This is a genomic window from Mycolicibacterium sp. XJ2546 (assembly GCF_053483195.1).
Window position 1 is genome coordinate 79,534 of record NZ_JBEFRW010000014.1, and the last position, 12,977, is coordinate 92,510.

The following is a 12,977-nucleotide window of genomic DNA, read 5'->3' on the forward strand; positions in this document are numbered from 1 at the left end:
TCGCCGCGTGAACACTCGCAAGTACGCCAGGGAGTGCATCAGGGTGTGCCCACCGCGTCGGCGAGCGTGCGCAAACTCGCGGTTAGGCTCGGCGTGTCGGCCGCAGACACGCACGCTCGGGCAAATTATTTCAAGTTGGCCTTCATCTCGTCGAGGTTCACCAACACCGGCCACCCGCCCACGCTCAGCGCATTGCCGTGTCCGGTCTGATGGATGTCGAACACCGACTGGATGGCCGCGTAGAAGCCCTGCACATCGAGTGTCTGGTTGACCGCGCGCTTGGCCTGGCGCAACGCGAACGGCGGCATCTTGGCGATCTGTTCGGCCAGCGCCCTGGTCTCCGAATCGAGTTGGTCGCGGGGCACGACGCGGTTGACCATGCCGGTGGCGGCCACTTCCTCCGCGGTCATCGCCCGGCCGGTGAACAGTATCTCCTTGGCCTTACGGGGGCCCAGTTCCCAGGTGTGGCCGTGGTATTCGACGCCACCGATGCCCATCAGCACGACGGGGTCGGAGAACAGCGCGTCGTCGGAGGCGATGATCAGATCGCACGGCCAGCACAGCAGCAGACCACCGGAGATGCACCTGCCCTGTACCGCCGCGATCGACGGTTTGGGTACGTTGCGCCAGCGCAGCGTGTACTCGAGGTAGCGCTTGGCTTCGTGCTGGATGATGAAGTCGAGGGTGATCTTGTCGGGCACCGGGCCGCCGCCGCGCAGATCGTGTCCGGCCGAGAAATGCTTCCCGTTGGCCCGCAGGAGAATCACCGAGACGTCGTTGTCCTCTGCGGCGCGGGTCCACGCCGCGTCGAGTTCGTCGAGCAGCTCGGGGTTCTGAGCGTTGGCCGCCTCCGGACGGTTCAACGTGATGGTCGCGATGCGGTCGGCGACGTCGTAGTCGATATACATGGTGAGTCCTTTTAGTTTCGGGGCAGTCCCAGCAGCCGCTGGGCGATGATGTTGCGTTGGATTTCAGAGGTTCCGCCGGCGATGGTGCCGCCGAAGGTGCGCACGTAGCGTTCAAACCAGCCGCACCGGTACGCGTCGAGGTGCTGTGCGCTGTACGGACCGGACATGGTCGGGTGAGCCAGACCGTCGACACCCGTTGCGTCCAGCGCGTATTCGGTGGCCAGCTGCGAAGCTTCCGAGCCCATCAGCTTGAGCACCGACAGCGCGGACGCGTCTTCCTCACCGCGAGCCGCGCGGGCCAGCGCAACCGAGCCGAGCAGGCGAAGCGCCTGATTGTCCATGACCAACGTCGCATACCGGTCGCGGTCCAGCGCGGAGGTGGGCCGGAAGTCCTCAGTCAGCTCGGCCAGCCGGTCGGCGTAGCTGAGCCACAACATGTTCCGCTCATGTCCGAGTGAACCGCTGGCCACCCGCCAACCCTCGTTGAGTGGTCCGACGAGGTTCTCGGCGGGCACCCGCACGTCGTTGAAGAAGACCTCGTTGAAGTCCAGGTCGTTCTGGTCGCACACCGATGCGAACGGCCGTCGTACCACGCCCGGCAGGTCGGTCGGGATCAGCAGCACGCTGATGCCCTTGTGTTTGGGCGCGTCGGCATCGGTGCGCACGAAGGTCAGCAGCACGTCTGCGTCGTGTGCGCCCGACGTCCACACCTTCTGGCCGTTGACCACGAAATGATCGCCGTCGTCACCGGATATGAACTCGGCCCGAGTGCGCAGCGACGCGAGGTCGGATCCGGCGCCGGGCTCGCTCATCCCCAGCGAGGCGGTGATCTCGGCGCGCAGGATCGGCACCGCCCAGCGGCGCTGTTGTTCGGGTGTGCCGAACGTGATCAGCGACGCGGACACGATCCCGACGCCCTGCGGGTTGAAGGTCAGATAGACGCGTCGCCGCGCCAGCTCCTGCTGATGCACATACTGCTGTAACAGGGTGGCGTTACGCCCGCCGAACTCAGGCGGATGACCGGGCAGCAACCAGCCGTTGTCGAACATCAGACGCTGCCAGTCGCGCGCCCAGACGGGAACGTCGCTGCTGGATTGCGACCGTGCGAGAGCCTCCGCATCGGATGGAAGGTTCTCATCGAGGAACGCGTTGAACTCAGCGCGGAATGCCTCTACGTCAGCATCAAAGGTGAGCTGCACGGCACTCCCGGTGGATCAAATTTTTGGTAAGGCCTACTGTTATCAACAAAATGAGAATACTATTCTCATCGTGAGAAAGTTACAATCTCTGACACGTAGGCCGCGAGGGGGTCGAGGACCGCAATGGCAAGGCGTTCTCCGGTACAGTCAGTTCATGTTCTCCCAAATCGGCACGCATCTGAGCCGCCGGTGACCAGCCCGAGCGAGGAGCCGGCCTGGAAGCAACGTGCGGTCGAGCGATCGATCAAAACCGCCAAGCTGCGTGCTGCGCAGCGCGTGCAGCGTTTCCTGGACGCGGCGCAGGCGATCATCATCGAGAAGGGCAGCACCGACTTCACGGTGCAGGAAGTAGTCGACCGTTCGAGGCAGTCGCTGCGCAGTTTCTACCTGCAGTTCGACGGTAAGCATGAGTTGTTGCTCGCGCTGTTCGAGGATGCGCTGAGCCGCTCGGCTGATCAGATTCGGGCAGCCACCACCACCGAGGACGAGCCGATCGAGCGCCTGAAGGTCGCGGTCCAGCTTCTCTTCGAGTCGTCGCGACCCGATCCGACCGCCAAGCGCCCGCTGTTCACCGACTTCGCGCCACGTCTTCTGGTGTCACATCCGTCCGAGGTCAAAATCGCCCACGCACCGCTTCTCGCCCTGCTCACCGAGCTGATGGAAGAAGCCAGCGCCGCCGGCCAACTTCGTGAGGGCATCAACCCCAAGCGGATGGCCGCAATGACGATGCAGACGGTGATGTTCGTCGCGCAATCCAGCGGTGAGACCGATGACATAGGCGCCGCCAACCCCATCACCGCGGACGAGGTCTGGGATTTCTGCGCCCGCGGGTTCGCCGCCGAGTAGGCGGAGAATCACATTCTCGCGAGAACTATGTTCTCGCTGCTGAGAAGCTGACTTACACTGGGCGGGTGCCCGATCTCTGGCCGGATCTGCTCGGCGGTCTCGATATCACCGCACAAGATGCCGACGGCCGGATCGCAGCGCTGACGGCCTCTTCGCGGCGCCGTACGCGCAGGAAACACCCAGACGTTTCGGGACGTCGACGCCGGGATGAGAAGCCCGTTCTACTAAGCGGAGAGTATAAATCGCGAAAACCGGTCAGCTTATTGACACCATTCGGGGCGAATGCCAAAGTTGTGAGACAAAAGTCAGCCCCATGTCTTATGTGACCCTGGTCCAGCGAGAGGCGACCCGTGACGATCAGCGCTGAAAATCCCGGCGTACAACCCGCCGCGACGGACGTCGAGTTGTACTACGACCCCTACAACCTCGACATCAACATGAATCCGTACGCGGTGTTCGCCCGGCTTCGCGAAGAGGCACCGCTGTACTACAACGACAAGCACGACTTCTATGCGTTGAGCCGTTTCGACGACGTCAACAAGGGCGTCATCGACCACGAGACGTTCATCTCCGGACGCGGCGCCCTGCTCGAGATCATCAAGTCCGGGATGGAGATCCCGCCCGGCACATTGATTTTCGAGGATCCGCCGATCCACAACATCCACCGCAACCTGCTGTCGCGGGTGTTCACCCCGCGTAAGGTGCAGGCGCTGGAACCGCAGATCCGCGAGTTCACCTCGCGATGTCTCGATCCGCTGGTCGGCGCGGACCGGTTCGACTTCGTCAACGATCTCGGCGAGCAGATGCCCATGCGCGTCATCGGCATGCTTCTGGGCATCCCCGAAGAAGACCAACGTCGGGTCACCGAACACGGTGAAGCGACCTTGCAGAGCGACAACGTCGACCTGATGGCCACCGGTGAGGTGTTCGCCGAATTTATCGACTACCGCACCAAACATCCCTCCGACGACATCATGACCGATCTGCTCAACGTCGAGTTCGAAGACGAGACCGGCACCGTACGCAAGCTGGGCCGCGAAGAGTTGCTGATGTACCTGACGGTGATCGCCACCGCGGGCAGCGAGACGACGACGCGCCTGATCGGTTGGGCCGGAAAGACACTCGCCGATTACCCCGATCAGCGCGCCGAGCTGGTGGCCAACCCGACCCTGATACCGCAGGCGATCGAGGAGATCCTGCGCTGGGAGCCGCCCGCTCTACAGATGGCCCGTTACGTCACCCGCGACGTGCAGTACTACGGCCAGACGGTCCCCGAAGGTTCGGCGATGCTGATGCTGATAGGGGCCGCCAACCGTGACCACCGCCGCTTCCCGCCCAACGGCGACGTCTTCGACATCCACCGAGACCAACGCTCGCACATGACATTCGGCGCGGGAACACACTTCTGCATGGGCAATGCGCTGGCGCGCCTGGAAGGCCGGATCGCCCTCGAGGAGATCCTCAAGCGGTTCCCGGCGTGGGAGGTCGACTGGCCGAACGCGCGTCCATCGGAAACCACAGCCGTACGCGGCTGGGAATCCATGCCCACCTTCGTATCTGAGGCGTGAGCACCCAAACCCAACCCACCGACACCAAAGGGATTGAAACAGTATGGCAGGACGTCTAGAAGGCAAGGTCGCATTCATCACCGGCGCCGCGCGCGGGCAGGGCCGCGCCCACGCCGTGCGGATGGCCCAGGAGGGCGCCGACATCATCGCCGTGGACATCTGCAAGAAGATCGACACGGTCGACTTGATCGACGCCTCCACCCCCGAGGACCTCGCCGAAACCGCCGATCTGGTCAAGGGTTACAACCGCCGCATCTACACGGCCGAGGTCGACGTCCGCGACTACGACGCGCTCAAGGCGGCGGTCGACACCGGTGTGGAGCAACTGGGCCGGCTCGATATCATCGTGGCCAATGCCGGCATCGGAAACGGCGGCCAGACGCTGGACAAGACCAGCGAAGCAGACTGGACGGCGATGATCGACATCAACCTCGGCGGAGTGTGGAAAACCGTCAAGGCGGGTGTGCCGCACATTCTCAAGGGCGGCCGCGGCGGTTCGATCATCCTCACCAGCTCGGTCGGTGGCCTGAAGGCCTACCCACACACGGGTCACTACGTCGCCGCCAAACACGGTGTGGTGGGCCTGATGCGGACGTTCGCCGTCGAACTCGGTGCCCAGAACATCCGCGTCAACTCGGTGCACCCCACCAACGTCAACACCCCGCTGTTCATGAACGACGGCACCATGAGGCTGTTCCGGCCCGATCTGGAGAACCCGGGCCCCGAGGATATGAAGGTCGTCGGCCAGATGATGCACACGCTGCCGATCGGCTGGGTCGAGCCCGAGGACATCGCCAACGCGGTGCTGTTCCTGGCCTCGGACGAGGCGCGCTTCGTCACCGGTGTCACGCTGCCGGTCGACGGCGGCAGCTGCCTGAAGTAGGAGCCGCACACATGGCTGTCGCGGGGCTTTCGCTGCCGCGGGAATGGGAAGAGATCACCCCGGATTGGATGACGGCGGCACTCGCGCGGGACTTTCCGGGCACCGTCGTCGACACGGTGACGGTGGCGCTTCGCGACGACGGCACCAACCGGCGCGCCCGGCTGGCCCTGACGTACGCGGCGGGCAGCGGGCCGGCGGCGGTGTTCGCCAAGGCCGTCGACCCCGAACACGCCGATCTGGTGGCGCTGACCAGTGGGCTGTATCACGAGCCGCGGCTGTTCATGTCGGGTGTCGCGTTGCCGCTGGATCACCCGGCGGTCTACGCGGCGCTCATCGACGAGGACGCCAGGAACTTCCTGATCGTCATGGAGGACGTCGTCGCGCGCGGCGCCGACCCCCGCGACTCGACGCGGCCGATGACGGTCGAGCAGGTGGCCAGCGGAGTGGGCGGGCTGGCGCGCATGCACAGCCGGTTCTGGGGTGAGCGCTTGGCGACCGAACCGGCACTGGGCTGGCTCGAGCCGTTCGTCGCGTTCGAAGGGCTCGAGCACGCGCCGTTGCACATCGCCCATGAGCGGTTGGGCGACAGCGTTCCCGCCGAGATCCCCGCGCTGAGCGGAACCGAACTGTTCGTCGACATCTGGGCGCGCTACATCGGGACGCTGACCAGCGCGCCACAGACTCTGCTGCACGGCGATCCGCACATCGGCAACACCTACGTGCTGCCCGATGACGAGGTCGGATTCCTGGACTGGCAGATGGCGCGGCGCGGCAACTGGTCACTCGATGTCGGCTACTTCCTGCAGGGCGCGTTGACGATCGAGGACCGCCGACGCGCCGAGCGGGAACTGCTCACCGAGTACCGCGACGCGCTGACACTGCCCGCCGACGAGAAGCCGACGGCAGACGAGGTGTGGCTGCGCTACCGGGCATCCGTCGCGCACGGGCTGGCGATCTGGATGGCGACGCTGTCAGGCGGCGATGCCTGGCAGGGTGCCGACATCTGCCTGGCGTTGGCCCAGCGCTACTCCGCGGCGTACCTCGACCTCGACACCCGCGCTGCCCTCGACGCGATCGCCTAGCACGGCCGACCGTCACAAGTTTCCGACCTCGAGGTCGAGGTACTCGGCGAACTTTGCGCGCGCCTGGTCCCGCTTGGCCGGCAGCCACTCGCTGGGCCACATGCCCTCTGTCGGCGCGTAGTCGCGCAGAACCTGTTTGGCCACGGTGGTCTTGTGCACCTCGGTGGGGCCGTCGACGAGCCCCATCACGGCTGCCCCGTGAATCATTTTGAACAACGGCATCTCATTGGTGACACCGAGCGCACCGTGTACCTGCATTGCCCGCCAAGCGATGTCGTGCAGCATTGTCGGCATGGTGGCCTTCACCGCGGCGATGTCTTTACGGACCTTGTTGTAGTCGTTGTATCTGTCGATCTGCCAGGCGGTGTAGAGCACGAACAACCGAAACTGCACCAACTGGGCATACGAGTCGGCGATGAAACCCTGCACGAATTGCTTGTCCGCCAACCGGCTGCCTTGTGTTTCGCGGCTCAATGCGCGCTCACACATCATGTCCAGCGCCTTCTGCGCGAACCCGATCGTGCGCATCGCGTGGTGGATCCGACCGCCGCCCAACCGGGTCTGGGCGATGACGAACGCCTGTCCCTCGCCGCCCAACAAAGCGTCCGCGGGTACCCGGACGTTGTCGTAGTGGATGAGGGCGTGGGATCCCTCGTTGTCGGGTTCACCGAACAGCCCCACATTGCGCACGATGTTGACGCCCGGGGTGTCGGTAGGCACCAAGAACATCGACATCCCCTTGTACGGGCTGACGTCCGGGTCGGTCACCACCATCACGATCAGAAACGAGGCGGTTCTGGCGTTGGAGGAGAAGAACTTCCACCCGTTGATCACCCAGTCGTCACCGTCTCGGCTCGCGCGCGTTTCAAAGCGGGTGGGGTCTGCGCCGCTCTGGGGTTCGGTCATCGAGTAACTGGAGAAAAGCTCACCGTCGAGTAGTGGTTGCAGGTAGCGCTGCTTTTGATCTTCGGTGCCGTAGTGGGCGATGATCTCGGCGTTTCCCGTGTCAGGAGCCTGGCATCCGAAGACGATCGGAGCCCATTGCGAGCGGCCGAGGATTTCGTTGAGGAGCGCGAGCTTCAACTGCCCGTAGCCCTGGCCGCCGAACTCCGGACCTAGATGTGTGGCCCACAGACCTTTGTCGCGGACTCGCTGCTTCAGTGGGTCGATGGCCTTGCGGCGTGCGTCGGTCAGCGGAACGAACTCCTGGTTGGGCCATGCCAAGTCGAGCGGTTCGACCTCGTCGCGCACGAACTCGTCGGCCCAGTCCAGCAATTCCCGGTAATCGGAATCGGTTTCGAAATCCCAGGCCATCCCGCCTCCTCAGGCTCTGCAGCGGTATTTCCTAATAGATAAGACCTAGTCAACTATTTTTGTCAAGGCGGTTCTCATCCGCGGTTTGCAGCTCCAGATCCGTGGGTTGGACGAAATAGTTGACTCGGTCGGATATCAGCGGTTAGGTTCTCCAAGACCTATCCCGCCGGTGTGGAACCAGGCTTTCGCGGAGTGGAGATCGCGTGACCGCAATCGATGGCTTGACAACGCATCCCACAGAAAACGCCGGGGTTCTGCCGTGAGGGCTCTTCCCGAACTTCTCGACATGACCGACAGGGTGGCGGTCGTCACTGGCGGAAGTCGCGGCATCGGCCGGGCTGTCGCAGAAGGTTTCGCCCTGGCAGGCGCCGACGTCGTGATCGCCAGCCGCAAACTCGACAACTGCGAGCGCGCCGCAAAGGAAATCGAGGCCACCACGGGCCGGCGTGCACTACCTGTCGCCTGCCATGTCGGCCGGTGGAACGACGCCGAACTCTTGCTGGATGCTGTCTACGACAGGTTCGGCCGCTGCGACGTGTTAATCAACAATGCCGGGATGTCACCGGTGTACGAGGACCTCCCGTCGGTGACCGAGGAACTCTACGACAAGGTCCATGCCGTCAATGCCCGCGGGCCGTTTCGACTGAGCGCACTGTTCGGCACCCGAATGGCCGAGCGCGACGGCGGGTCCATCATCAACGTCACCACGGCGGGCACCCTGCGCCCGGACGCCACCGACCTGCCCTACGCGATGGCCAAGGCGGGCCTCAACGCGCTTACCTTGGCGCTCGCGGGCGCATGGGCGCCCAGGGTGCGCGCGAACCTGGTCATGCCGGGGGCTTTCGACACCGATATCTCGAAGGCATGGGGCGCAGAGATGCAGGCCCAGGCAGCGGCGCTGAACCCGATGAAGCGCATCGGGATCCCCGAGGACATGGCCGGGCTGTGCGTATTTCTGGCCAGCGATGCGGCCAGCTACATCAACGGCGCTCAAGTGCTCGTCGACGGTGGATTGTTCCGCACGCTCTGAGCGACAACATCATTCAACAGCCATAACACGAGGAGGGATCATGGCAGGACGCATGGACGGCAAGGTGTCGCTGATCACCGGCGCCGGGCGAGGTCAGGGGCGTGCACACGCCGTACTGCAGGCACGCGAGGGCGCCGACGTCATCGCCATCGACATCTGCGAGGACATCGAATCCAACCCCTATCCGATGGCCAGCTGGGACGATCTCACCGAGACCCAGCGACTGGTCGAGAAGGAGGGCCGCCGCTGTGTGGCGGTCAAGGCCGACGTCCGCGACCGCGCACAGCTTGCCGACGCAGTGAACCAAGGCGTCGCCGAGTTCGGGCGGCTGACCACCGTCATGGCGAACGCCGGCATCCTGCCCATGGCCATGGGCGACCCTCAGCCACTGGATTTTCAAGATGCCGTCGACGTCGACTTGATCGGTGTGATGAACACCGTCGCAGTGTCGGTTCCTCACCTCATCGCCGCCGGCACCGGGGCGTCGATCATCGTCACCGGTTCCACGGCCGCGCTGATCCCCAACACCGCCAACGACGCCAACGACCCGCGCACGATCATGGGCCCGGGCGGCGCAGGCTACAGCTGGTCAAAGCAGACGCTGGTCGGATACACCCAGCAGATGGCATTGCACCTGGCACCCACCGGAATCCGGATCAACGTGGTGCATCCAACCAACTGCAACACCCACCTGATGAACGCCCAGGGCATCTACCAGCTCTTCCGGCCCGACCTGCAGGGCGAGATCTCCAAAGAAGACTTCCAGCCGGCGTCGGAGTTCTATCACGCCCTTCCCACTGCGTGGTTGGAGCCCGAAGATGTCGCCGAGCTGGTGTTGTTCCTCGCCTCAGATGCGTCGAAACACCTGACCGGGGCGAGCATTCCGCTCGATGCGGGCGCCATGGCCAAGTGGCCCAAGGGTCCCGGTCAGTAGTCGAGCGCATACACCGATCAGGTGAACAACGCCGCCATCCGGACTGGGTTGAAAAACTCCTTGAACAGCACGATCTTGTCGCCCTCGAACCGGAAGACGGTGATGTAGGAGTTCTGGTACGTCCCGTCGCGCGCCTTCAGCGGACAGTCACTGTGGTATTCGGCGATGACGGTGTCGGACTCGCTGACGTCGTACCACTGGTCGAAGGTGAAGTTCATCCGCTCGAACATGTGCGGAACAGTGCTGCGCAACCGGTCGACGATGGCCGGACCTCCTTGGGCCGGGGGCATGTCGTCGACGAACGGAGCCAGCATCACCGCCTCATCGGCCAATTGAGCAGCTACACGGTCGAAGTCCAGATCCCCGATGCCGCAGATGAAGTCGGTTGCGACGGCTACCCGCCGGTGAAATATCGTTGTCACGATGCGGCCTTCCCCACTAGGTCACCGTTCCCGCGGTCTTGAGCTCGATGATGCGGTCCCAGTCCAGGCCCAGCTCTTCGAGGATCTCATCGGTCTGCTCAGCGAATCGGGGCGCCGCACCGGTGTCCGGCGGGGTTGCGTCGAACTGCACCGGGTTCGTCACCAACTTCAAATCGCCCGCCGAAGCGATGTATCCGTTCGCCTGTACCTGGGTGTCCTGGCCGACCTGCAGGGTGTCCTGTACCGGCGCCCACGGCCCGGCCAGCGTGGTGAACCGTGTCGCCCAGTCCGCCAGGGTCCGGGTGGATATCGTCTTCGTCAGGATCTCGACCGCCTCCCGTGTGTGCGCCGCGATCGACTGCTCATCGCCAAATCGCGCGTCCTCGGCCAGCTCCGGACGGTCGATATGGCGGCACACATCAGCCCAGAATCTGGCCGGCTGCAACATGACAAAGGAGATGTAGCGGTCATCTGCCGTCGCGTACAGCCCGACCAACGGATTCGACGGCGAGCCGTGCACCCCGGGTGGCGGCGCCTCGAGCCGTTGGCCCACATGGTTGGTCAGCGCAACGGTGTGGCTCATCGCCCACAACCCACTGCCGAGTAGCGATACGTCGACCACCGATGGTTGACCGGTCCGCTCGCGCTTGAACAACGCCGCGGCAATGCCCGCCGCCAGGTTGGTTCCGGAGATGGTGTCCCCGTACGCCGGACCTGGAGGCGTGATCACGCCGTCCATACCCTGGGGGGTGACAGTCGCCGCGGCGCCGGACCGACACCAGAACGCGGTCATGTCGTAGCCGCCACTACCGGCCTCCGGACCGCGCGGCCCGAAGGCACTTCCGCGCGCGTAGATGATGTCGGGGTTGACGGCGCGGATGTCATCGACGTCGATCGCGAACTTGGTTCGGTGAGAAGGCAGGAAACTGGTCAGGAAGACATCTGCCCGACGAACCAGTTCGTGCAGAACCGATGCGCCTTCCGGCGTCGACACATCAAGCCCGATGCTTCGTTTGCCGCGGTTGGCGTTGTCCACGTTCGGATTCGGATCACCGGCCACCTGCAGCATTCCGACTTGACGTAGCCCACGTTGCGGATCACCGGTGACCGGGTGCTCGATCTTGATGACGTCGGCTCCCCATTCGGCCATCACTGCGCCGGCGGTCGGCACGAACGCGTACATCGCGACCTCGACGACGCGGACGCCTTCCATCGGGTTCACGCGACGACCTCCGCGAGGGTTTTGAACTCCAGGTACTCCTCGAATCCAGCGACGCCCATCTCCCTGCCGATGCCGGATTGTTTGTAGCCGCCGAACGGACTGTCCGGTGCCGAGTAGTTGCCCCCGTTGATGCTGAACGTCCCGGTCCTGATCCGACGCGCGAGGGCGATCGCCCGGTCCCGGCTGCCGAACACCGCACCGGATAGGCCGTAGATCGAATTATTGGCGATGCGCACCGCGTCGTCGTCATCGTCGTACGGCAACACGACCAGTACCGGCCCGAACACCTCCTCCTGGGCGATCTCGCTGTCGGCGTCGACATGGGTGAGCAGGGTCGGCGCATAGAAGTACCCCGGGTCCAGACGGTGCCCGCCGGTCACCAACGTCGCACCGCCTGCAACTGCCCGCTGCACCATCGCGTCGACCTTGTCGCGTTGCCGCTCACTGATCAACGGTCCCATGAATGTCGCGGGGTCGGCGGGATCACCGTGGGTGATGAGACCGAAATTCTGGCGCACCAACTCGACGATTTCGTCGTGGTGCGTCCGCGGCACGAGCAAGCGTGACGTCTGGGCACAGCCTTGGCCGGCGTGGGAGGTGATCATGAAGGCGGCCATCATGGCGCAGGTTTGAAAGTCCGCGTCGTCGAGGATGATTGCGGCCGATTTCCCGCCAAGCTCCAGAAAGACCTTCTTGATGGTCTCGCTGGCCGACGCCATGACGCGACGTCCGGTCGCGGTCGAACCGGTGAACGTGATGACGTCGACGTCGGGGCTCGTGGTCAGCACCGCACCGACTTCTGGCGACAGCGAACTCAACACGTTGACCACACCCGGCGGGATGTCCGTTTCGTCGGCGATCAACTCGCCGAGGGCCAACGTGATCAACGGGGTGTCGGGGGCACCCTTGAGTACGACGGCGCAGCCCGCGGCCAAGGCGGGCGCGAGCTTGGCCAGCGCCAGTTGGTTCGGATAGTTGTAGCCCACGATCGCCCCGACCACGCCTGCGGCTTCTTTCTCGACCCAGCGGTGGTGACGCTGCCCCATGGAGTCGATGTCGCCGAGGTCTTCTGACATCGGGTAGGTCTTGAGTAGGTCAGCGTAGTAGCGGACTATTCCGATAGGAGTTTCCAGCTGCGGCCCGTCGGTCAGCATGCCGGTGGCGCCGACTTCGGCAATCGTCAACGCGCGAAGTTCTTCTCGGTGCCGGACTAAAGCCTCATGCAGCTGGATCAGACACCGAATCCGCAGCTCGACATCGGTGGACCATGTCGTGCTGTCGAAGGCCCGCCGTGCGGCCGCGACCGCGGTCATGGCGTCGGACACCGAAGCGTGCGGCGCAAAACCGATGACCTTTCCGGTCGCCGGATTGGTCGACGGGAAGATCTGGTCGGCCCCTACCAACCGCCCATCGATCAGCATGCGCTTGTCGGGGTCGCGCTCAGCGTGGCGCGCCCCTTCGACGGAGTCATCTCTTGGCATGTTCGCAGACACTTCCTGCGCGGTCATCGAGCCTCCCTGACATGTCCCTGTGAGCCGGCGAAATCATGTGTTCGGGCGAACACTACCG

At 64.2% G+C, this 12,977-nt stretch carries 12 protein-coding genes; 6 read left to right on the forward strand and 6 right to left on the reverse strand.

Features of this window, described 5'->3' with window-relative positions:
- Positions 1 to 125: 125 nt before the first annotated feature.
- Together ABQE44_RS20295 and ABQE44_RS20300 are read right to left on the reverse strand one after the other, a co-directional pair.
- The gene (locus ABQE44_RS20295) at positions 126 to 908 is read right to left on the reverse strand and encodes an enoyl-CoA hydratase (RefSeq protein WP_448431568.1); all 783 of its coding nucleotides are present in this window, start codon (positions 906 to 908) and stop codon (positions 126 to 128) included.
- 11 nt (positions 909 to 919) lie between these two features.
- Positions 920 to 2,107 carry an acyl-CoA dehydrogenase family protein gene (locus tag ABQE44_RS20300; RefSeq protein ID WP_448431570.1) on the reverse strand — a complete coding sequence of 396 codons (1,188 nt, stop codon included), beginning with the start codon at positions 2,105 to 2,107 and terminating at the stop codon, positions 920 to 922.
- A gap of 123 nt (positions 2,108 to 2,230) precedes the next feature.
- On the opposite strand from ABQE44_RS20300, the gene ABQE44_RS20305 reads away from it, so the two are divergent.
- The 4 genes from ABQE44_RS20305 to ABQE44_RS20320 all read left to right on the forward strand — a co-directional run bounded on the left by ABQE44_RS20305 (position 2,231) and on the right by ABQE44_RS20320 (position 6,486).
- Positions 2,231 to 2,953 (forward strand): TetR/AcrR family transcriptional regulator, encoded by a 723-nt coding sequence (locus ABQE44_RS20305; RefSeq protein WP_448431572.1) that lies wholly within the window; start codon positions 2,231 to 2,233, stop codon positions 2,951 to 2,953.
- Between the two features lie 437 nt (positions 2,954 to 3,390).
- Complete coding sequence (locus ABQE44_RS20310; protein WP_448431640.1) at positions 3,391 to 4,521, forward strand: cytochrome P450; 1,131 nt, start codon at positions 3,391 to 3,393, stop codon at positions 4,519 to 4,521.
- Positions 4,522 to 4,564: 43 nt separating this feature from the next.
- Complete coding sequence (locus ABQE44_RS20315) at positions 4,565 to 5,404, forward strand: mycofactocin-coupled SDR family oxidoreductase (protein ID WP_448431574.1); 840 nt, start codon at positions 4,565 to 4,567, stop codon at positions 5,402 to 5,404.
- Between the two features lie 11 nt (positions 5,405 to 5,415).
- Entirely contained in the window at positions 5,416 to 6,486 is a 1,071-nt protein-coding gene (locus tag ABQE44_RS20320) for a phosphotransferase (RefSeq protein WP_448431577.1), read from the forward strand.
- Between the two features lie 12 nt (positions 6,487 to 6,498).
- On the opposite strand, the gene ABQE44_RS20325 is transcribed toward ABQE44_RS20320, so the two are convergent.
- Entirely contained in the window at positions 6,499 to 7,800 is a 1,302-nt protein-coding gene (locus ABQE44_RS20325) for an acyl-CoA dehydrogenase family protein (protein WP_448431579.1), read from the reverse strand.
- 286 nt (positions 7,801 to 8,086) lie between these two features.
- On the opposite strand from ABQE44_RS20325, the gene ABQE44_RS20330 reads away from it, so the two are divergent.
- Positions 8,087 to 8,830: an SDR family NAD(P)-dependent oxidoreductase gene (locus ABQE44_RS20330; RefSeq protein ID WP_448431642.1), complete on the forward strand. Its 744-nt coding sequence runs from the start codon at positions 8,087 to 8,089 to the stop codon at positions 8,828 to 8,830.
- A 40-nt stretch (positions 8,831 to 8,870) separates the two neighbouring features.
- Entirely contained in the window at positions 8,871 to 9,764 is an 894-nt protein-coding gene (locus tag ABQE44_RS20335) for a mycofactocin-coupled SDR family oxidoreductase (RefSeq protein ID WP_448431581.1), read from the forward strand.
- Positions 9,765 to 9,781: 17 nt separating this feature from the next.
- Here ABQE44_RS20335 and ABQE44_RS20340 read toward each other — a convergent pair whose 3' ends face one another.
- From ABQE44_RS20340 to ABQE44_RS20350, 3 genes are read right to left on the reverse strand one after another with little or no spacing between them, the layout of a single operon-like run.
- Positions 9,782 to 10,186: a nuclear transport factor 2 family protein gene (locus ABQE44_RS20340; RefSeq protein WP_448431583.1), complete on the reverse strand. Its 405-nt coding sequence runs from the start codon at positions 10,184 to 10,186 to the stop codon at positions 9,782 to 9,784.
- 16 nt (positions 10,187 to 10,202) lie between these two features.
- Positions 10,203 to 11,408: a CaiB/BaiF CoA transferase family protein gene (locus tag ABQE44_RS20345; protein ID WP_448431585.1), complete on the reverse strand. Its 1,206-nt coding sequence runs from the start codon at positions 11,406 to 11,408 to the stop codon at positions 10,203 to 10,205.
- A complete protein-coding gene (locus ABQE44_RS20350) occupies positions 11,405 to 12,889 on the reverse strand; it encodes an aldehyde dehydrogenase family protein (RefSeq protein WP_448431644.1) in 1,485 nt (494 codons plus the stop codon). The genes ABQE44_RS20345 and ABQE44_RS20350 overlap by 4 nt, the downstream gene beginning before the upstream one ends.
- Positions 12,890 to 12,977: the final 88 nt, after the last annotated feature.